The organism is Paenibacillus timonensis (assembly GCF_022427145.1).
GTDB classification, from domain to species: domain Bacteria; phylum Bacillota; class Bacilli; order Paenibacillales; family Paenibacillaceae; genus Fontibacillus; species Fontibacillus timonensis.
Genome location: NZ_JAKSXN010000047.1, coordinates 23,361 through 44,101, shown reverse-complemented (window position 1 = coordinate 44,101; position 20,741 = coordinate 23,361). Strand labels below are relative to the sequence as shown.

Here is a 20,741-nt window from a genome sequence, read left to right as displayed (position 1 = left end):
ACTTTTCATTTCGTCGCTGAATTTTGTTTCAGCAGCGACCTTTATAATATATCACAATTGCCTCTTTTAAGTCAAGAAGTTTTTTTCAAAGCCTTTCGGCTTTCGCCGATTTACGCTTCAGAACTTCACTGCCTTTTTAGGGGCGAGATATAATTTAACACAGATCCAATAGGGGCGTCAACCCGTTTGTCCCAGGTATAATATGGAAACCGGGATTCCGCCGCATTTACACTCTATACCTCAGCTCCCGGCTATCGCCTGCGCCCTCCTTATGGGCTTTAGTGATCTCTTGCGCCAAGGAACGGGTCACCATTTTACGAAGCAATAACGGAAGCTCATCCTTGACATGCTCCAGATCGGGGACCTGCGCCAATTCCTGAATACTCCACGCTTCCTTCCGGCTGCCCAATATCCTTAGCAGTAAACTGCAGCAATCCGCCATCTTACTGGCCAAAGTAAACTCGCATGCCAATAGAACAAGCTGAATCCGCTGCTCCAACGTTTCGGAATTTTCCGTCAGTTCATCAAACAACTTATAAACAACCGAATTCAAAGGGCGTACCTGCTCCCATACGCTGCTTTCCGGCAGGATCCCTTGCTCGATCAATTCGAGACGTGCATAATGCTTAAGTGCCTGCAGTACGCAAAAATAAGCATCCAGCAAATCCTGCTCCGCGGTATAGCGTTTAGCTTCTCCATAAACTTTAAGGAATTTGGCGAACTCCTTCAGCTTTCGCCGTTCCTTCATCGGTTCGCCGAACTCATTGATATAAGAACGAAATGCCGATAACTTTCCTTCAATGTCCCAAATGATCTCCCCGTGCAAAAAATATTTAACGGAATCCCGCTGATCCCCGATCAATATCCCTCGTTCAATGTCGCGGCTGCCGACATGCAGCAGTTGATAAGCCGCTTCGCCGCTCATGCCGTGTTCGATGCGCTGTTCCGTCTCCTCCAAGCCATGGTGCACAACCATAATGAGAAATTCGAAATCATGCAGCAGCGAGTCGTGGGAGCCGGATTGATCCAGGCGATATCCGACCGCTCCAATGGCCCCATGCCCGGCTTTCTCCTCGTCCAAGATCGAAAAAATGGTTGTTTCCACGGATACCCTCCCAGCTTGGCGTATTCCTGCCGATTCGTTATAATATAGTTCTACGCCTAGTCTGAGTTTCCTTCTTGTTTTTTGGAGCACTTGGAAAAAGTCGAGGGGATTCTCCCCTATGAATAGCTAAAGAATCGAGGTGGCCCAATGTTCTTTAAATCGAGCAAAATTAATGAATTTCGTTTATGGGGCTTGCTGCTGACCATGCTTGGAATGGGCTTGATGGTCCTGGGAACCGCCGGGATCGTGTTCTGGGGGCAATCGGGAAAAGTGGTAGCCGCCATCGGACTTGCCATCGGCTTGATCGCGATGCTGGCGAGCTTGGCCATCTATTTTTGGGCGGGCATGCTGTCCACCTCTGCGGTGCAGTTGGAATGTCCGGAATGCCACAAACTGACCAAAATGCTAGGCAAGACGGATCGTTGCATGTTCTGCAAAACCATCTTGACCCTGGACCCGGCGCAGGCGACGATCACCGCGGACCAATTGGAACAGCAGCAAACTTCAGGTGTTTCAAGCCAAAGCTAATCATCTAACCAGCCATGACCGGATTACAACGAAAAAAAGCGGACCCTGCGTATCAGCAGCGGTCCGCTTTCTTTAGGAGCAAGCCTCTATTTTTCAACTTGCCGCAGCGTCTCCCAGGCGTCGTCGGACGCAAAGCTGCGGTTCCAGGTGGCGATCCCGCCGAGCTTCAACGACTTGGCCAATTCCACGCGACGTTTTAACGATTCCGCATCCTCCAGCCAAATCCGGTGCAGCCCTTCCTTATCTTCGTATTCCACGTAATTTTGTCCCGTCTCTTCGGAGAAGCGCGGCTTCAATTTTTTCTCGGCAAGGATTTGCTGGGCTTTGTCCATCCCAATCGCTTTGGAATCGACCTCCGTTTTGCCGTCCTTTACGGTTTCCGTCCAGATGCGGGTGTAGAGCGGAATGCCTAGGATCAGCTTGCTTGACGGCACACCGTCCTCCTCCAGAATTCGGGTCACCGACGACCGTACCCAAGGCAGCGAAGCGACGGAGCCGGACACCGGGCTGGCAGCCCAGTGCTCATCGTAAGCCATCAAAACGAGGTAATCCACCACTTGGCCTAAGGCGCGTCGATCCAAAAACGCCGACCACATCTCGCTGTTCGATTTCGGAGTCACGTCGATCGAGACGATCAATCCCTGCTCCTCTGCCAACGGGCGAAGCTCTCGCATGAACTGGGTCAGATTGTCCCCGTCTTGGGTATAGACATTTTCATAATCGATATTGATGCCGTCCAAATCGTAGATTTTCGCGTAATGAAGCATTTGCAGGATAGTCGTCAGGCGATTCTCGAAACTGGACAACGCTTTGGATGTCAAATCCGGCTCAAAGCTGTTGCTGAATAATCCCCAGACCTGCATTCCCTGGCCATGAGCCCATTTAACATAAGCGCTGTCCGCTTTGCTCTGCACGTTTCCATTGCCGTCCACCAGCGAAAACCAGGTAGGACTAACCACGTTCACGCCCGGCAGCTTACCGATGGATGACGGTTTCGGGGCGACCTGATACACGGCTTCCCAGGTCATGTTGACCGTTTTGGACTGCCATTTCTGTTTAGCCGCGGACAATTCCAGCTTCAGCTCAGGGACGAAACGCTTCTCGCCCGTCACCACGCTCTTCTGGCGGACGTAACCGGTATACCCGTTGTCCAGTTGGACATAATACCATTCATCATCCGGCGCCTGCAAAATCCGCAGCTCGGTATCGGCCTTCATATCGGCCAAGATGGGCTGATGAATGCTGGGACCGGTTCGAAGCGCAACGGTGTCGTTCTTGCCGGAGCCCGCCTTCACCGCAGCAGGCATGATGCTCTCTCCCGCCCGGTACAGCAGCACGGCGCCGGAAGAAGCATCCTCGCGAACCTCGGCTCCGTACAATTCCTGGAGCAGATGTGCCGGAAGATAGAGAACGCCGTCTTTCTCCTCGGGAGCAAAACGCAGCTCTGTTGGCTTATTGTTGATTTTGGCGATCTTCTCGTCCGCCTTGAGCAAGACCAATTTCCGCGGCGTCGTCAAAATAACCGACTTGGTGTCTTCCTCGTAACGAATCGTTGGCTCAATGATCTGTTGGATGACTGGAAGCGGCAGCTTCAAGCTGTCTCCCGATCCGATCCCGGTCCCGTCCAGCAATTGCCCATCGGCAAATAAGGGCTTATCCACTTGGCCCAGCCATTCGGGTTCGACATGTTCGCGGTTGGGCAGCCATACCGATTGAGCCCAATAAAGTCCTGCTATGATAAGGATCAGTCCGAAAAACCACTTGGTTTTCCTTCTTCCGGTTCTTTTTCTTCGATACGTGTCTCTTCTGCTTTTCAAAGACAACCCTCCGTATTACAATCTCCGTCTATTAATAATAACTGATGAAGCCTGCCGAAAGTTACCGTAAAAATAAAAACGTGAAGAACTCCAGAAGGAATTCCGCACGTTTTCTGATTCTCGCAGGTTTCGTACTCTTTAATGTTCGATGCGGCACTCGCTGCATACCCCATGTAACTCCAGCCGGTGTCCGTGAATTTCAAAGCCGGTCGCCTCAGCCGCTTTATGCTCCACGTCCTCCAAGGAAGGGTACATGAAGTCCTCGATCTTCCCGCATTTCTCGCAAATCACATGATAATGGTTGGACACGTCGGCATCAAAACGGCTCGAATTGTCCCCGTATGTCAATTCCCGGACCATGCCGGCTTCGATTAGCATTTTCAAGTTGTTGTATACCGTAGCTACGCTCATGTTCGGGAAGCGGGGCTCCAAGGACCGGTAAATCTCGTCCGCGGTCGGATGGCTCATCGATTCCATGAGATACGTAAGTATGGCGTGACGCTGCGGCGTGATGCGGACACCATTGTTCTTCAGTTGGTCCAGGGCATGCTGTACGCGCGTTGTCATCTCGTCCACCGCCTTCTAAATGCTCATTCCTTATTAATAGTTATGCTAAAAAAGCTCGCAAGATTATTGTACGTTTAGGCCAAAACTTTTGTCAACGCAAGATCAACGCCAAGGCGCTGGTGCATCGCCTGATTTTTCCGGTGTTCAGCTTTTATTCACATATAGATCGCTATTGCCGTCAATCTTGAGCTTGTATTCGCCGTTTCCGAGCGTACCATGAATTTCCTTATGATCGACCGCAAAAGGCAGCTCGGTGAAAATATCGCCATACCCGCTGGAACCCTCCAGTTCGTAATTCCCTTCCTCCGGAAGCTCCAGCCGGAGTTCGCCGACCGCGCTGTACACGTCCCAATCGCCGCCAACGAGGCGAGAGGTGATATAAATTTTGCCGTTCAGCGATTCCGCCTGCAAATCTAACGGAACGCCGTCAATCCGGATATTTCCGTTTTTCGTATGCGCTTGAATGCCGTCCTGAGCATCGGTCAACGTAATATCGCCGACCAAGGTGGACAAGGATGCCTTGCCGGTAATCCCCCGTCCCTTGATGTTGCCGCCTTGCGTATCGACTTGGGCCGCCCCGAAGATCCGGTACAGTTCCACGTCCCCGTTCAGCGTCTTGGCCGAAACATCCCCGATCACGTCCCATAACCGTAAATCGCCATTCCCGGTTTGCAGCTTCGCCTGCTTCATCGTCTGGACGCCGGTTAAAGTGATCCCGCCGCTTGACGTCGTGATGTCCAGATCCAGAAACCGGTTTGCGGGGACGATCAAGGTCAAATTCACGCGCGGGTGGCGGCGGCCGGTCTCGCCGTATGCCTTGTCCTTGACGGATAAGCCCAACGTTTTGCCTTCGTCGGCTTCGACGGATGTCACGGACGCGATTTTACGGGCCTCCTCCGTACCCAACTGGTCGATCCAAACTGTGTAGCGGACGATGACGTGATCGATCTCCGCCTTGCGTACCTCGATATCCCCGTTCATCCCGTCAACGACGATCCGCTCGGTGTCCAGGTCGATCGGGATGTCCAGTTGAGGCTTTTCGACGCGATACCCTTCCGCCGCGCTATATTCCGCCCCCGCTGCCGTCAAATCCAGGCTGACCCGGTTCCATACGTGCATATATTGATCCTGCTGCGTTATCGCGAACACGGAGAAGGCCATAAACATGGAGAGCAGCAGCCCTCTTACGTCCACATGCGGCCGGCGTCTGGCTTGCGTCTTTTTCATCGCGCTCCATGCCATTATTAAAATATGCTCGATTCCCCATAAAACGAACGCCAACGGCCACCATTGAATGAGCAGCCGCATTTCGTCACGACCGGTCATCGCGTCGCGCAGGAGAATCACCGCAACCGCCAGCAGTAACGCGGCGGCAGTAAAGCGTCCCGACCGCAAGAACGCGCGTTTCGATTCGCGCAAAATCAGCACAACCGCCGCCAAGGCCAACGCGAACGAGACCAGGTAGGACCCGGCGTATTGCACCAACAGCTGCAACCAGAACGGCTTCATCCGAAACATGAACAAAACGGCACCACCGCCGATCAGCAGCGCTCCGGCTCCGATCCCTTGTTTGATGTTGCTGCCGGAGGGCGTGTCTGCTATGGGAGCCGGATTCCCCTCGAGTTCCTTTTTCAGGCGGGCATTATGCGCATCGGTGGATTGAAGGACATCATAGATGCTGAAGAAATACGCCGCAGGAATCAACAAGCCCAACCAGATTAACAGCGGTACATTAATCGCCATGCGAACCGAAGAGAAATAAATCAACGCCGAAGCATCGATCAAGACGAAATACATGAAGCAAAGGCCGCGTAAATAGAGACGCAAATACAAATGGCCCAAACCCGGAAGCAGGGCGGAAAGCAGGCAGGCCACCAGCTTACGCTTGCGCCGCCGGGGCCGATATCCTTGGGTTCGCGTCTGCATCGGCGTCTGGCCGATAGGCTGCATATCCGGCGTCATCTCCTCCACCCCTTTCTCTATCGTTTGGATTCATCTGCGCGGATATCCCTGTTTTCTTAATTTTAACCGAAATAAACTTCATCTGTAACGTGGAATGAACTGGACCTGCCGCCCCCCTACAATCTTTCATGAAAAAAAGCACGCCTTCAAACCCGGGAACGCGGTTCAAAAGCGTGCTCGATCACTCTAGCATGTCCATTCGAAATATCGTCAGTTCAACGCCTGCGGCGGAGTTCACCTGTTTCACCGGTTGAAAGCCGAACTTGCGGTACAAAGCCACCGCAGGGGCGTTCAGCGTACTAGCCGTTACGGTAAACCCTTGTTTGTCGCGGTGTACCGTAAGGACGTACTGCAGCAGCTTGGCCCCGATCCCCTGGCGCAAATGGCCCGGGTGAACCATCAAACGGGTGATCTCGAGGGTTCCGGGCAGCTCGTCGCGAACCGCAATCGCCCCGAGCAGCTCATCGTCCTCCGACAGTTCGCCGAAAAACACATCGCGGCTCGTGCGGATGGAGTCAAACGTATCCGGCAGCGGCGGCGTCTCCGTCAGACCAACAGCCTTGGCCTCCAGCCGGTAAGCCGAATGCTGCAGGCTCCACAGCTGTTCTACCATATCCGTGTCCTTCAGCATTAATTGCTTGATCACCGGCTGTCCCCCCTCGGATCGACCTTGGCCTGTCGAATACGCCCTCCGCAGTGAATGCGGCAAGCACTCCGTGCGCCGTAAGCCCTTAGCCCTTCAGCACTTCCACCAACAGTTTGTTGACCAACCCCGGGTTGGCTTTCCCTTTGCTTTGCTTCATGACCTGGCCGACGAGGAAGCCGATGGCTTTCTCCTTACCCGCCTTGTAATCCTCGACGGAAGCCGGGTTGTTTGCCACGACCTCTTGAACGATCGCCAAAATAGCGCCTTCGTCGCTGATTTGCACCAGTCCTTGCTCCTCAACGATCTGCTGCGGCAGCTTGCCGCTTTGCAGCATTTCTTTAAACACCGTTTTGGCGATCTTGGAGCTGATCGTGCCTTTCTCCAGCAGGCCGATCATCTCGCCGAGACCTTGACCGGTGAGCTTCACGTCGGACAATTCCAGCGAATTGCTGTTCAGGTAACCCAGCAGGTCGCCCATGATCCAGTTCGACACCGCTTTGGCATCCTTCGTATAAGCAAGGCTGCTTTCGAACAGATCTGCCAATGCTTTGGACGACGTAATGACGCCGGCATCGTACTCCGGCAAGCCGTATTCCGAAGCATAACGGGCCTTTCGGGCATCCGGCAACTCCGGAATCGTCTCGCGGATCCGATCTTTCCACGCCTGGTCGATATGCAGGGTGACCAGATCGGGATCCGGGAAGTAGCGGTAATCATGCGCTTCTTCCTTGCCGCGCATCGAGAAGGTCTTGCCTTGCGTTTCGTCCCAGCGGCGCGTCTCTTGCACGACTTCTCCGCCCTCGTCCAAAATCTCGGCCTGGCGCAGCTGTTCATACTCCAGTCCGCGAACCACGCCGCGGAACGAGTTCATGTTCTTGAGCTCGGCGCGCGTGCCGAACTCCTTCTGACCCTGCGGCCGCAAGCTGATGTTGGCGTCGCAGCGCATCGAGCCTTCCTCCATTTTCACGTCGGAAACCTCGCAATACAGCATGATCGCCCGCAGCTTCTCCAGATATGCCCGCGCTTCTTCCGGCGAGGAAATGTCCGGCTCGGACACGATTTCCACGAGCGGCGTACCGACGCGGTTAAAGTCCACCAGCGATGCGTACCCGCCGTCCACGTGCGTCAGCTTGCCGGCGTCTTCCTCCAGGTGCAAACGGGTAATCCCGATCCGTTTCGTCTTCCCGTCCACTTCAATATCGATGTATCCGTTCAAACCGATCGGCTGATCGTATTGGGATATCTGATACGCTTTAGGCGAATCGGGGTAAAAATAGTTCTTCCGGTCGAACTTGCTGACATCGCCGATTTCGCAATTCAGCGCCATCGCCGCTTTCATCGCGTAGTCGACGGCCTGGCGGTTCAGCACCGGCAATACGCCGGGATGCCCCAGGCAAACCGGGCAGGTATGCGTGTTGGGCGGAGCGCCGAACTCGGTGGAGCAGCCGCAGAAAATTTTCGTTTTCGTATGCAGCTCCACGTGCACCTCCAACCCGATCACCGTTTCATATTTGGATGTTGACATGGCCTATCCTCCTGCAAAACATTGATATGGAAACCTACAAGGCGGGACGTTGTTCGTGATGATCCGTATTCGCTTCAAAGGCGTGAGCCACGCGCAGAACCGTGCTTTCGTCGAACGGTTTGCCGATGATTTGCAACCCGACCGGCAGGCCTTCGGCAAATCCGCACGGGACGCTGATGGCGGGAACCCCGGCCAAGCTCACCGGTATCGTCAAAATATCGTTTAAATACATCGTGAGCGGATCGTCAACCTGCGAGCCCAACGGGAACGCGGTGGTTGGAGCCGTTGGTCCGAGAATCACGTCGTATTTGGCAAAGGTCTGATCGAAATCCTGTTTGATCAGCGTTCTGACCTTTTGGGCTTTCAAATAGTAGGCATCATAATAACCCGAGCTGAGCGCATAGGTCCCCAGCATGATCCGGCGTTTCACTTCCGGGCCGAATCCTTGGCTGCGCGAATCGTAATACAGGTCCAGCAGGCTGCCGGCATGGTCGGCGCGGACGCCGTAACGAACGCCGTCGAAACGCGAAAGGTTGGACGAAGCCTCCGAGGAAGCCAGCAAATAGTAAGCGGCTACCGCGTATTCCGTATGCGGCAGCGATACTTCTTCCCATACGGCGCCTAGACCTTCGAGCACGCGCAAAGCGTCCATGATGGAAGCCTTGACCTGCGGGTCAACGCCGTCCAGATATTCCTTCGGCACGGCGATGCGCAGTCCGGAAATGTCACCGGTGAGGGCGCTCAAATAGTCCGGCACCTCCACGTCGGCGGAGGTGGAATCCTTCGGATCGTGACCGGCGATCGCCTGCAGAACGTAGGCAGCATCCTCGACGTTTTTGGTAATCGGCCCGATCTGGTCCAGCGATGAAGCAAACGCCACGAGGCCGTAGCGCGATACCCGGCCATAGGTTGGCTTAAGACCAACCACGCCGCAATACGACGCGGGCTGGCGAATCGAACCGCCGGTATCGGAGCCGAGCGTAAAGAAGGCTTCGCCTGCGGCTACCGCAGCTGCCGAACCCCCGCTGGAACCGCCCGGTACGCGGCTTAAATCCCACGGGTTGCGCACGGGATGGAAACTGGAGTTCTCGTTGGAGCCGCCCATGGCGAACTCGTCCATGTTCAGCTTGCCGATCGTGACCGCTTCCGCTTCCTTTAGCTTGGTCACCACCGTAGCGTCATAAATCGGATCGTAGTTTTTCAAAAATTGGCTGCCGCACGTCGTCAGCAATCCCTCGGTTACCATGTTGTCCTTCACGCCTACGGGAAGTCCGAACAGCAACCCGCGGGCTTCCCCTTGTGCCAGCTTGGCGTCCAAACGGGATGCTTCCGCGCGAGCGCCCTCTTCGTTCAACGTCAAATAGGCGCCGATCTTTCCGTCGAATTCCCGGATTTTGGCGAAGGCTTCGCCGACCAAATCGGAAACGGACAACTCCTTGTTGTGAAGCCGATTATGTATCTCCTGCAAACGCAAATCAAAAAGCGCCAATCTAAGCTTCCTCCTTTGTGTACCCTAGTTATTTCAATAACGATCGTTGGTCTTCGTGACGATAGGGCCTATTCCAGTACGGCCGGCACCTTAAACTGCCCGTCTTCTTCGTCCGGCGCATTGCGGAATACCTTCTCCGGCGGCAGGCTGTCCTTCACCACGTCCTCCCGCATCACGTTGCTTAAATGAAGCACGTGCGTCGTCGGCGCGATCTCGTCCGTATTTAGTTCGTTCAACTTCTCGGCGTATTGTAAAATCGCGTTTAATTGTTCCGTGAACCTATCCCGCTCTTCGTCGGACAGGTGCAGGCGGGCCAGCTTCGCCACATGTTCAACGTCTTTCGTCTGGATACTCATGCCATGGATGCCTCCTTTAGTGATGCGTTCCCGCACTATTCGTACATTCTACCATGCTTGTACAATTGAATAAAATTATATTGTAGATTCCGGTTCAATTCAATCCGTTAAAGCGGAAAGGAGGAATCGGCGCCCTTCGTCCGCAGCAAAAAGAAAAAGAGCCGGCTTATGCCGACTCCCTTCTTATATCCATGCCCGCAGGTTCACTTGCTTAATGAACTCCGCTTGGGACATTACTTCCTTTGTTGGTTCCTGCTGCCCGTCTGCGTCGCTGTCCTCGCCATTCATGATTTGCTTGAACAGCTTCTCGTTATGCGTAGCCAGCGCGAAATCGATTAAAGCTTCCTGTGTCGCGCGTTCCGCTTCCTGCTCGATCAGCCGACTTTCGGATTCTATATCGCTCTGCGGAACGAAGTAATTCCGCCCCGTCTTCGGAGACCGGATGACGTAGTCAAAAGCATTGTCCGGATTGCGGTCGTAAGCAATAACGTAGCCATATTCCCCAACAGGAAGATTCTGCTCAAAAGCATCACCGACGATAACGATTTTCTCTCCCAAATGAAGCATCGTCTACCTCCCTGAGTTATTTGGTTGCTAAGATTCCTCATAAACTTGCATTGCTTTATATAATCCTACTAAAAGAGACGGAGATTGGTCAAGTTCTTCACCGGAATCCCGGATATGAATAGCGTATGCAGTTTGGCGGTCAGGTGTCCGTCCCTTAACCATCCGAGGGACAAAGCAAAAAAAAGAACGCAAACCGGGATGATTCCGCAGCTTGCGTGCTTCGCAAAGATTACAATGTTTTAATAAGTACATCCTATCAAAGGGTTGCACTTTTGTCCACTATTTTTGTACCTTTTCGTCGATTTTATTTGAATTGCGGCAGCCGGGGATCCATCCGTCTCTAGGAGACGTACGGATTGTTCGCCCGTTCGAAGCCGATGGTCGTTCGGGGCCCATGCCCGGGGTAGACCTTCACCTCGTCCTTCAGCCGATACAACTTCCCGCGAATCGAATTGTACAGGTCCGCTTCACGGCCTCCCGGCAAGTCCGTCCGCCCAACGCCGAGACGGAACAGCACGTCTCCGGAGAATAGGTCGTCCCCGCACAGAAAGCTGACGCTACCCGGCGAATGGCCCGGCGTATGGTATACGGTAAACTCGTGTCCGATGAGGTGTAGCTTCTGTCCTTCAGCCAAGTCGAATTCCGCCGGATCCGTTGCGACGGGCGGTCCCACCTCGGGCCACATCAGCGAGCCGTTCAGCTTCGGCGTCGTCAGCCAGTCGCTTTCCAGCGGATGGACATAGACCGGACAATTCTTCGCCTTGCGAATCGAGTCCAGGCCTCCGATGTGGTCGAAATGGGCATGGGTGAGCAGAATGGCCTCAATCTCCAAGTCTTCGATTTTGCGCAATAGCGGCCCCGGGTTCGTACCGGGATCGATAATAATCGCCCGCCCTTCGTCTTCTCCCCGCAGCAAATACGCATTGGTTTGCAGAGGACCCAAGGCAAAACTTTCGATTTTCAACATATCTATCGCTCGGAATAAGCTTGCGCCGTCTAATGACAGCAATCCAGCCTATTCCGCCTCCTCCCTCATAGGTTCTTAACCGGGTACAGCCTGTCCGGTTTATCGCAGCACGGAGCGCCGCGGCTTAAGCGTCGCCCTTCTTCCGGCTTCCGAAGGTTTTGACGATCAAATACACGATCAACAGCGCCAAAGCGCCTAACAATATCGGCATGATGTAAGGCCCGGCCTTCTCGTCAACATGCTGCCACTGCTCGCCCAGCAGCATCCCCAAATAAACGAACAGGACCGACCATGGAATAACTGCCAGCGTCGTGAGCAGCAGGAACTTGCTGACCGGCATTTTGGCCATCCCTGCGGGAATGGAAATCGCATGCCGCGCGACCGGGATAAACCGTGCGGTAAAAATCACCCCGGGCCCGTATTTCAGGAACCAGGCTTCGGATACGTCGATATGTTTCTTTTGAATCAAAATGTACTTCCCGTACTTCTCCAAAATCGGCCTGCCGCCGTAACGCCCGATCCAGTAAATGAACAGCTGGGCAATCACGCCGCCCACCGTGCCGAAAAAGACGGCTCCGATGAAATTGATATGCCCCTGATGCACGAGGTAACCGCCGTAAGCCAGCACGATTTCGCTGGGGATGATCTCGATCATCAGTCCCAGCATAATGCCGACATACCCCAATTGCTGCACCCAATCCAATAGTACGCTCACTAAATTCGATATCCAATCCACAGCTTCGTCCTCTTTCCCGTTAGCTTTCCATCCCGAAAGACAGCAAAATCTCCCTTTAATCTCAGTCTATTCTATCATAGCCGGGGACATGCGTTCTACTTCGCTCTTGCGCCCCGGTGACTCCGGGAAATCCGCCCGCATATGCTGGAGCAAAAGGAGGCGACTTAAAGCCATGACAAACTTACCGGCAAAACATCGGACTTCCCTCCCGACCCCGCGCAAGATTCGCCGCAGCTGCAGCAAAGAGCTGTACCGGACGGTCAAGCGGCTCGGCGTTTACATTCCGGAGGAACGGATCAAGCAAGGCGAAGCCTTGTATTACAAGAAGGTGATCGGCAACCTGCTGTGGATCGGCGAAAACATCAGCAACCGCAAGCTCTTGGCGGATTGGTGGGACGAGGCCGTCAGCGCCGAGCTTGCCGAATTATGGGAGATCGACCGCGAAGCGTTATCCTCAGCCTTTCGCGCGGCGTTCGGGGGCTAGGCAGTAAGCCGAATGGACGTGACTGGCGGGAATGCCGCTCCGCGAGCTTGGCATGTAGATAGGCGCAGATACCTACCTCAGGGCGTCGCTCGTTAAAGGGTGAGACGGCTGTTGCAGTTTCCGGCCCAGCTCCATGGCTTCCGCCGTCAACCGGAACGCTCGGTCATTACGCGGGGCAGGGGCATCGGCTAGCGCTTCGGCCAGACGCGAATAGTCTGCGTACAGGACGGCCCCGACCGATGCGGCGGCTTCGGCCTTCTCCAGATGACCGTTTGCTCGCAAGGTTTGAGTTAACTGCCACAGCTCGCGCAAGGCCGCCGTTTGCTTGACCCGGTCGAACCGGTCCAGCTCCACGCTTCGCCGCAGCGCCTCCGCGGCGGAGGGGTCTCCCTCCCGGGCCAGCGAGCGGCCCAAGGCTAGCCACAACTCGGCGCGCTCCGGCTCGTAACGCAGGCCCTCCCGCAGGAGCGCGGTCGCCTCCTGCGGCGCGAAGCGTTCCGCCAGCTCTACCCGTACCGATGTGCGGTACGGAGAAAGCGCCAGCGAGTGCCGAAGCAACTCCGTCGCCTCCCGGTTCGCCTGTGGCGGCCGGTCTAGGGCTTGGCGGTGCAGCCGCTGGCTTTCGGCATCGCGGAAGCCGGACACGCTAAGCACGAGCAGCGCGGCGGCAGCCAAGCCGCAGAGCAGCGGACGCAGCGAAGGCAATGAGCGCCGTGCGCGCAGGCGGGGCGCGAAGCGATGCTTAAGGCGGACTAGACGGGGGAGGAGCAAAGCGGCGCGGGTTTGCGGCGTCCCGGTAGGCGAGGCGGGGCTGAGCGAAAGAGCTAGGCGTCCGTCGCGCGCCTCGGCGATCCCGATGGCCGCCGCCCACAGCAGCAGCAGCCAGACGAGACCGTAGCTGAGGTCAAAGTCGATGGCGCTATGCAGCAGCAGCGCGAGGTAAGGCGGGAGCAGCGCGCTGCGGGTTCGCAGCAGGGGGATCATCATGACCCCCAGCCAGAGCAAGGCGAAGGCGAGCCCAAGCAGGCCCAGATCGAGCGCCAGGTCCAGGTATCCGCTGTGCACCTCGCTGCCGACGTAAGGCCGGCTTTGGACGCTGCGGAACGCGTGGCGCCAGACATCTCCGCCTTGGCCGAGCCACGGCGACCGCCGGAGCAGCTCGGCGGCGTCGGCGTACATCGTCGCGCGGGCGGACGCCGTTTCCGGGCGGAACCATCGCCCGAGGAAACCGGCGGACGCCGGCAGCGCGGCCAGCGGCGCCGTAAGCAGCAACGCCGCTCCGGCGCAGGCGCAAGCCGCGCGGTGCAGCCCCGCGGCGCGTGGGCGCGCGGGCGGCGCGAGGCGGCGCGGGGCGCTGCGCGGGCGCTGGCGCGGCGGCGCGCCGGCCGCGAGCCCGGACGCGAGCAGCGCTGCGGCCAGCACCGCGGCGAGTGCCAGCGCGCCGGGCCCCGGCGCCGGGGCGAGCTGCGCGGCCGCGAGCCAGCGCGCCAGCACGGCGGCCGCGCAGGCGAAGACGGCGCTGTGCCGGGCGTAGCGCCGCCGTTCGGCGCCGCGCAGCTGCGCGAGGCCTGCGGCCCAGCCGCCCAGCGCGGCGGCCAGCGCGCCGCGCGACTCGCTCAGCAGCAGGCCGAGGGCAAACAGCAGGGCGAGCGCCCCTGCCCTCTGCCCGCGCCAGCCGCCTTCGCGCGTAAAAGCGGCCCGCTCCATCCTCGCGAGCCGCATCAGCCGCTCCAGCAGGAACGCCGCCATCACCGCACCGAAGGTGTTCGGGTACTGGAGCAGCCCGCCCAGCCGGGACCCGGTCGCCGAAACGGCTGTATTCGCGGTGCGTAATATCGCTCCCGGCAGCGGCAGCACACCGTATACCACGGCCAGCGCCGTGACGGCGAGCAGCCCGCCGATCAGCAGCCAGCCGGCCTCCAGCGCGCGGCGGCCGAGCAGGGATTTAGCTGTCGCCAACGCACCTAGCGCCGCGGCGAATACGCCTAGAAACGCCCAGAGCCGCAGGGACTCCACCGTCGATTGAACCGACAACGGGCCGGCCGCGAGCCTGCCTCCGTACCCAGCCGCGATGGCAAAGGGGCCGACGGACAGTACAAGGGCGTATCGATTAACCGGCTCCGACCGCAACGGGCTAGGTTCTTTCAGCAGCGGACTTGACTTTGCGTTGCGGCCTCCCCCTCGCAGGATTACCCATCCTCCCGCAGCTACCGCTCCGGCGACCAGCCAGGCGGACGCCAGCAGCAGCGTTTCTGGACGATCCGTCCAGAACAGCCCTTGATTCAAGCAGACCCACACGCTGCTCAGCCAAACCGCCCCCGTTACTCCCCAAACTCGCCATTGCCCCACAGCCTCCACCTCACCCTCATATTTTGCCATTTCAACTTAGCTAGTTGACCTTAGTCCAACTCACTTTACTCATTCATTGGCAAGTTTAAGGCAGGGTATTCTCAGGAGGTGACGAGCAGCAAGCTGAAGCAAATGTCAAAGTACAGTTATTTTCCGACTTTGGCGGGTATTACCTCGTTTCATACTCCACCGACCCAACCAGTTAAAACTAAAAAAGCCGGTCGGGAACATCCCCGGCCGGCTACTCGACTCCATTATTTTCCCTCTGCCGCCTCCGGCAGCAGATCGCGACAAGCACGCTCCAGGTAAGGATCGGCGTTTAAAAAATCGCGGAACGCCATATACTCCCTCCAAAGCTCCGAAACGTTCGCACCGCCCGATTTCACGGCACGGATCAGAATGTTTTTCGGCGTATGCTCCATGTCGATGAACTCCAGCAGCTGCGTTTTGTAGCCCATCACATCCAGCAGCTTGGCGCGAATCGCATCGGTCGCCAGCGCGGAGAAGCGCTCCTTCAGGATGCCATGTCCCAGCAGCGGCTGCAGCACCTCGTTTTGCACTTGGTTAAACAGCTCATGCTGACAGCAAGGGACGGACAGGATGACCGAAGCGCCCCAGCGGACCGCCTTCTCCAGCGCAGCATCCGTCGCCGTATCGCAGGCGTGGAGCGTAACGACCATGTCAACCGCGCTGAGCTCGTCGTAATCGGCAATGTCGCCGACGAGAAAACGCAGGTCTTCATACTGCAGCTTGCGGGCTAACCCGCTGCAGTGCTCGATGACGTCGGCCTTCAGGTCCAACCCGACCACATTTAGTTTTCTCTGCTGCTGCACCGCCAAATAATGATACAGCGCAAACGTCAAATAGGATTTGCCGCAGCCGAAATCGACGATCGTCAACGGCCGGCCTTCCGGCAAATGGGGAAGGACATCCTGGACCATTTCGAGGAAGCGGTTGATCTGCTTGAACTTATCGTATTTTTTGGCGAGGACCTTGCCTTCCGCGTTCATGATCCCGAGCTCCACCAAAAACGGGACCGGCGTCCCTTCCTCCAGCACGTATTGCTTTTTCCGGTTATGGGTCAGCGTCCCCAGCGGCTTGCGGGACGGTGCTTTTTTCAGAATCGTCACTTTAAACTTCTTGCTGATCAATAGCTGAAAATCGGCCTCTGCCGTGCAAAGCAACCCTTGCCGGAACGTTTCCGCAAACAGCTTCGTCAGTTCGTCCGCAAACGCAGCGGCCGGAATGTTTTGATGCAGCACCTTGTTAGGGTAATGGTAAGCAAATTGATAGTGCAGATTTTTTTTGATTTCGACCGGCTTGATCTGCACTTTGCTGTATTCCGTATCCCCCGGTTTGCGGCGGCCGCTGATCGTGGCCGTGATCAGGGTGCCCTTCTCCGCTAGTTCGTTTGCGAGTTTGCGCAGTGATTCCATTTTTGTTTAACAGCTGCCTTTCTGCATATGAGTAGTTACGGTCAAAACCGGGCCTCCACTTCGGCAAGCCCCTCCTCGACTTCCTCTGCCGGCAAACCGCCGGCCGCAAGTGTATCGCGCGGAAGCGTCAGCAACCGCCGATAAAACCCGGCCGCGTCCTCTTTGGTTGCATGGCCCTCCTCCAGCAAGCGGTACAGCGCGTTTTCCGCTAGGTCATACCGGCCTTCGCCTTCTTCCCAGCGAAGCACAAGCCATTCGGTATCCGGAGGAAGACGGTAAGTTTTTAGCAGCGCTTGCAGCTCGGATATAGCAGCATACATGTCCCAAAGGGAACGATCCGCACCATGCAGCGCGGCGGTCAAGTAAAGATGGAGCGACTTGAGCCATCGCGAAGCCCCTTCGTCAGGCTCCCCGGAGTTCTCGTACACGTCGCCCTCTTCTTTGAGCAGCCGGGCCAGGCTTTGGAGCTTGTCCGCCTCTACCTCTCCGCCGCTTTGAAATAAGCGCACGATGTCTTTGGCGGAGAGGTTCTCCAGCAGTTGGGAGCTCAAGCGAAACTGCCCTTTAAACAGCTCGTCGAGAGCCCATAATGCCTCAACCTTCTTTTTCTGCTGTTTCAGCATAAACACTTTCCCCAACACTTCGGTCATTTCCTCGATCATCCGAACGAGATAATCCCTTCGCAGCATGGATACTCCCCTTTCGTCCCGTATTCAGGCACGGCTCCGCCAATTTTGAAAAAGCCGAAAACCGGAGATTCAAATGGAAGCTCCGGTTCCTTTTGGCTTCGGTTCAACTAGGTTAAAAATGCGAAACGTCCTCGAAAATGCTTAGCCTTAAGCTTCCTTCGGCTCTCCCGTTACGCTGCGCATAAAATCGGAGATGACCGCCGCCAACTGCTCCGGTGCTTCATACATGCTCATGTGACCCGCGCCTTTGATGACCGCTTTCGTGACGTTCGGGCCTTCGGTCGTAAACAGCCGGGCCATCGGCACGACGGCGTCGTCTTCACCAGCGACCAGCAGCAGCGGAAGCGGCGTATCCGCCATTACATCCCGGCGGTCGGGCCGCTCGCGCATGGCCAGCGCGGCTCCCGTCGCCCCTTGGGGCGGCGTCTTGTAGCCAATCTCTTTCACGCGATCTACATCGGCTCCAAGCTTGGTCACGTTGTCCGGAGAAAACAACCCCGGCACCAGGCCGTCCACAAAATGGGTGATGCCTTCGGATCGAATGCGCGAAACCGCCTCAAGCCGTTTCGCCTTCGCTTCCTCGCTGTCCGGGAATCCCGTGGAATGGATCAGACCCAAAGCGTTCAAGCGCGACGCATAACGCTGAGCCAGAGATAGGGCGGCATATCCGCCCATCGAATGACCTAGCAGCGTATATTGGTTTACCCCCAGCGCCTCCATCAGGCCTGCGACATCGTCGGCCATTTGATCGATCGTATAGGCGCCCATCGGCGCAGCCGTGGCCCCGTGGCCCCGAAGGTCGGGGGCGATGACCTGATATTGTTCGGCAAGCAGCGGCTGAACCTTCTCCCAGTAAGCGGAGCTGCCGCAGAAGCCATGCAGCAAAACTATCGTTTCGCCCTGTCCTTGCTGTTCATAGGCGATCGTTGTTCCGTTGACCGTTACTTTGTCCATTACGCTACCCACTTTCATCCCATATTTTAGAGGTTGTTCAAAAAGTCATCTTCGGTTCACGAAGCAGCTCAATGAAGGTGTATCGGCTTCGAATCTTGAATTCACCCGGGACTTCCGTTGCTCACGTAGATCTATCTACGCTCCGCTACTCACTCCCTAGCTTCATCCAACCTTCTCGGTGCTCCAAACCTGACTTTTTGAATCTTCTTTTGAACCGGTTGTTCAAAAAGTCATCTTCGGTTCACGAAGCAGCTCAATGAAGGTGTATCGGCTTCGAATCTTGAATTCACCCGGGACTTCCGTTGCTCATGTAGATCTATCTACGCTCCGCTACTCACTCCCTAGCTTCATCCAACCTTCTCGGTGCTCCAAACCTGACTTTTTGAATCTTCTTTTGAACCGGTTGTTCAAAAAGTCATCTTCGGTTCACGAAGCAGCTCAATGAAGGTGTATCGGCTTCGAATCTTGAATTCACCCGGGACTTCCGTTGCTCACGTACCCAAAACGTACGCTCCGCTACTCACTCCCTAGCTTCATCCAACCTTCTCACCGAAACGCCGATGCCGCGGCGCCCGCGATTTCATCGGCCATTTGCATGACCTTGTATAGCGAGGTCATCTGCAGCGTCCAATAAGGCTTGGGGCCTTTGACGTTGACGACTGCTGCGATGCTGTAGTGTCCGACCTCCGGCAAGCTTGCCCCTACGGACTGGGCCGGCTGCAAAGGCTGGCCGGAAACCAGGTAATACCCAACCGAATCCGCCATTCCCAGGCAGGCATCGATGGCGATGATCACGCGTCCTTCGGGAATCTCAGCCATGCGCTGCTCCAGATTCGTCGCGTCACACGGTTCGCGAAGCGTCCCGATCACGTGCCCGAACCCCAGCTCCGTCAATTTCGTCCCCACAAGCGGACCTAATGCGTCCCCCGTAGATCGATCCGTCCCAATACATAGAAAGGTGACGGCATCACGGATATGCCGGTCGCGAATGCCTGCAAAAAAAGCCTCCAGCTCTCCGGCGCTCAGCCTTTTCCGGTTCAAGCCCGCCCCCGGCCATCCCTTCTGTTCCTGCATGACCTAGACACGCTCCCTCCCGGTATTCCGTATCCTGATTGTAACGCATCCGGACAGTCGACCGCAAAACTTCATGAACCCGCTTCCCTCATGATACAATAGCTAATAACCCATAACCCGGAAGGATGAATAATAACCATGGATCTATCCACGAAAAGCCAGGAAAATATCGAATACATGATCGAAGCGATCAAAAGCAAGCTGAAAATGGCCTCCGGTGCGGCGATGTCGGCCTCCGCGTTCCACGTTAACCAATATGACGATATCCGCGACGTTTATGACATCGTCATGAGCAAAGAGCGGCTGAGCATCTCCGAGGTCGAAGCGCTCGCCCAAGAGCTTGGAAGACTGCGCAACCAAGCCTAAAGGAAAGCCGCCTCGGGTCTGAGTTAGCTTTCCAACCGAAATGCCGTTTCGGCTTGCCCCACTTGCCAGCCCTCATCATTCAAAATCGAAGACGGGAACGCTTCGCGCAGTTTTCGCAGCGTTTCCTCGTTTTCGTACCCCAGCTGCTCCAGCACGGACAAAGCGATCATTCCCCACTCTTCCTCGGAACCATCCTGAATTTTGAAAGTCACGCCTACGCGCTCGCGGCGCAGAGCAAATGCATAAACTCCTTTAAATCCACCCTTGGCGACGATATTCGGATCTCCCAGCAAGATCGAATCAATCCGCCCGGTACCGGCAACGAGCAAGGGATGGCGGTTCATTGCACCGGTAATGACCTTGGCCGCTTCGGCTGTCGCCGGATCTTCGATCAAATCCGGGCAAGCCAGCTTCAAATAGGCGGCAGCCAGAGCGGATAACGGCAGCGCAAAGACAGGGAAGCCGCAGCCATCCGTCCCCAACGAGATCTGCGCCTCGGAAATCCCCGCCAAACCGGCCAGCGTCGCCAATATTTCACGTTGAACCGGATGATCCGGGTGATTGTAGCTTTCCAGCGGGTATCCTTTCATTTGGCAGTAAGCCAAGACACCCAGATGTTTGCCCGAACAATTATGGAAAATCCGGCGATACGCTCCACCTTGACGGAGCAACCGCTCTTTGGCCGCCTCGTCCAAGGGCAAGCTGGGGGCACAGACCAGCCGCTCTTCAGCGAGTCCTGTTTTACCTAGCAGGCTCTCCAGCGTGCCAACGTGGATCTCCTCGGCCCGGTGGGAAGCGGTCATGATGGCAATCTCTTCGTCCGTCAGCCCGTAAGCCTCTTTGATCCCCGCGCGGATGCCCGGTATCGCCTGAATCGGTTTGGCCGAAGAACGGGTAAATACGGTTGCGTGGGGATTCCCGGCCCGCTTGGCGACTCTCCCTTGTTCATCAATGATGCAGATATGGCCATAGTGGGCGCATTCCAGCAGCCCTCCACGATATTCATTCACCAGTAACGCTTCGTTGTTGTTCATCTCTTCGTTCTCTCCTTAATCCGGTTCCGTTCCTTCACAGTATAGTACAGCGGAAGCCCGCTGGCTATAGAACCACCCGCAGGCCTGGCC

General features: G+C 56.3%; 21 protein-coding genes. 4 read left to right on the top strand and 17 right to left on the bottom strand.

From position 1 onward, the window contains the following. Positions 1–226 precede the first annotated feature (226 nt). A complete protein-coding gene (locus MJ257_RS17850) occupies positions 227–1,105 on the bottom strand; it encodes a nucleotidyltransferase-like protein (protein WP_240270502.1) in 879 nt (292 codons plus the stop codon). Between the two features lie 147 nt (positions 1,106–1,252). Here MJ257_RS17850 and MJ257_RS17845 point away from each other — a divergent pair, with 147 nt between their 5' ends. Continuing rightward, positions 1,253–1,633 carry a YgzB family protein gene (locus MJ257_RS17845; RefSeq protein ID WP_240270501.1) on the top strand — a complete coding sequence of 127 codons (381 nt, stop codon included), beginning with the start codon at positions 1,253–1,255 and terminating at the stop codon, positions 1,631–1,633. 86 nt (positions 1,634–1,719) lie between these two features. Here the strand turns inward: MJ257_RS17845 and MJ257_RS17840 are convergent, their stop codons facing one another. The 10 genes from MJ257_RS17840 to uptA form a co-directional block, all read right to left on the bottom strand. After that, positions 1,720–3,450: a glycosyl hydrolase family 18 protein gene (locus MJ257_RS17840; RefSeq protein WP_240270500.1), complete on the bottom strand. Its 1,731-nt coding sequence runs from the start codon at positions 3,448–3,450 to the stop codon at positions 1,720–1,722. Positions 3,451–3,588: 138 nt separating this feature from the next. Beyond that, positions 3,589–4,017 carry a peroxide-responsive transcriptional repressor PerR gene (gene perR / locus MJ257_RS17835; RefSeq protein ID WP_240270499.1) on the bottom strand — a complete coding sequence of 143 codons (429 nt, stop codon included), beginning with the start codon at positions 4,015–4,017 and terminating at the stop codon, positions 3,589–3,591. A gap of 144 nt (positions 4,018–4,161) precedes the next feature. Continuing rightward, the gene (locus MJ257_RS17830; RefSeq protein WP_240270498.1) at positions 4,162–5,979 is read right to left on the bottom strand and encodes a DUF4097 family beta strand repeat-containing protein; all 1,818 of its coding nucleotides are present in this window, start codon (positions 5,977–5,979) and stop codon (positions 4,162–4,164) included. Positions 5,980–6,160: 181 nt separating this feature from the next. Beyond that, positions 6,161–6,625, bottom strand: coding sequence for a GNAT family N-acetyltransferase (locus tag MJ257_RS17825; protein WP_240270497.1), 465 nt, complete (start codon positions 6,623–6,625; stop codon positions 6,161–6,163). Positions 6,626–6,710: 85 nt separating this feature from the next. Beyond that, entirely contained in the window at positions 6,711–8,150 is a 1,440-nt protein-coding gene (gene gatB, locus MJ257_RS17820; RefSeq protein ID WP_240270496.1) for an Asp-tRNA(Asn)/Glu-tRNA(Gln) amidotransferase subunit GatB, read from the bottom strand. Positions 8,151–8,184: 34 nt separating this feature from the next. Then, on the bottom strand, positions 8,185–9,639 hold the full coding sequence (gene gatA / locus MJ257_RS17815) for an Asp-tRNA(Asn)/Glu-tRNA(Gln) amidotransferase subunit GatA (protein WP_240270495.1): 1,455 nt from the start codon (positions 9,637–9,639) through the stop codon (positions 8,185–8,187). Between the two features lie 68 nt (positions 9,640–9,707). Beyond that, the gene (gene gatC / locus MJ257_RS17810; protein ID WP_240270494.1) at positions 9,708–9,995 is read right to left on the bottom strand and encodes an Asp-tRNA(Asn)/Glu-tRNA(Gln) amidotransferase subunit GatC; all 288 of its coding nucleotides are present in this window, start codon (positions 9,993–9,995) and stop codon (positions 9,708–9,710) included. A 183-nt stretch (positions 9,996–10,178) separates the two neighbouring features. Continuing rightward, complete coding sequence (locus MJ257_RS17805) at positions 10,179–10,562, bottom strand: ATPase (RefSeq protein WP_240270493.1); 384 nt, start codon at positions 10,560–10,562, stop codon at positions 10,179–10,181. A gap of 340 nt (positions 10,563–10,902) precedes the next feature. Then, positions 10,903–11,529, bottom strand: coding sequence for an MBL fold metallo-hydrolase (locus MJ257_RS17800; protein ID WP_240270492.1), 627 nt, complete (start codon positions 11,527–11,529; stop codon positions 10,903–10,905). Positions 11,530–11,653: 124 nt separating this feature from the next. Then, a complete protein-coding gene (gene uptA, locus MJ257_RS17795) occupies positions 11,654–12,265 on the bottom strand; it encodes an undecaprenyl phosphate transporter UptA (RefSeq protein WP_240270491.1) in 612 nt (203 codons plus the stop codon). A 172-nt stretch (positions 12,266–12,437) separates the two neighbouring features. On the opposite strand from uptA, the gene MJ257_RS17790 reads away from it, so the two are divergent. Beyond that, complete coding sequence (locus MJ257_RS17790) at positions 12,438–12,749, top strand: dehydrogenase (RefSeq protein ID WP_240270490.1); 312 nt, start codon at positions 12,438–12,440, stop codon at positions 12,747–12,749. Positions 12,750–12,821: 72 nt separating this feature from the next. Here MJ257_RS17790 and MJ257_RS24835 read toward each other — a convergent pair whose 3' ends face one another. Beyond that, positions 12,822–14,456: an O-antigen ligase family protein gene (locus tag MJ257_RS24835; RefSeq protein WP_275693882.1), complete on the bottom strand. Its 1,635-nt coding sequence runs from the start codon at positions 14,454–14,456 to the stop codon at positions 12,822–12,824. Positions 14,457–14,511: 55 nt separating this feature from the next. Here MJ257_RS24835 and MJ257_RS17780 point away from each other — a divergent pair, with 55 nt between their 5' ends. Further along, on the top strand, positions 14,512–14,775 hold the full coding sequence (locus MJ257_RS17780) for a hypothetical protein (protein ID WP_240270488.1): 264 nt from the start codon (positions 14,512–14,514) through the stop codon (positions 14,773–14,775). A gap of 577 nt (positions 14,776–15,352) precedes the next feature. Here MJ257_RS17780 and MJ257_RS17775 read toward each other — a convergent pair. From MJ257_RS17775 to yyaC, 4 genes are all read right to left on the bottom strand, one after another. Then, positions 15,353–16,534: a class I SAM-dependent methyltransferase gene (locus MJ257_RS17775; RefSeq protein ID WP_240270487.1), complete on the bottom strand. Its 1,182-nt coding sequence runs from the start codon at positions 16,532–16,534 to the stop codon at positions 15,353–15,355. 41 nt (positions 16,535–16,575) lie between these two features. Next, positions 16,576–17,223, bottom strand: coding sequence for a DUF6483 family protein (locus tag MJ257_RS17770; protein WP_240270486.1), 648 nt, complete (start codon positions 17,221–17,223; stop codon positions 16,576–16,578). 147 nt (positions 17,224–17,370) lie between these two features. Further along, complete coding sequence (locus MJ257_RS17765; RefSeq protein WP_240270504.1) at positions 17,371–18,177, bottom strand: alpha/beta fold hydrolase; 807 nt, start codon at positions 18,175–18,177, stop codon at positions 17,371–17,373. Positions 18,178–18,723: 546 nt separating this feature from the next. Beyond that, complete coding sequence (yyaC, locus tag MJ257_RS17760; RefSeq protein WP_178021982.1) at positions 18,724–19,251, bottom strand: spore protease YyaC; 528 nt, start codon at positions 19,249–19,251, stop codon at positions 18,724–18,726. Between the two features lie 138 nt (positions 19,252–19,389). On the opposite strand from yyaC, the gene MJ257_RS17755 reads away from it, so the two are divergent. Next, the gene (locus MJ257_RS17755; protein WP_178021983.1) at positions 19,390–19,617 is read left to right on the top strand and encodes a DUF1128 domain-containing protein; all 228 of its coding nucleotides are present in this window, start codon (positions 19,390–19,392) and stop codon (positions 19,615–19,617) included. Positions 19,618–19,640: 23 nt separating this feature from the next. Here the strand turns inward: MJ257_RS17755 and MJ257_RS17750 are convergent, their stop codons facing one another. Then, a complete protein-coding gene (locus MJ257_RS17750) occupies positions 19,641–20,651 on the bottom strand; it encodes an asparaginase (RefSeq protein ID WP_240270485.1) in 1,011 nt (336 codons plus the stop codon). Between the last annotated feature and the right edge of the window lie 90 nt (positions 20,652–20,741).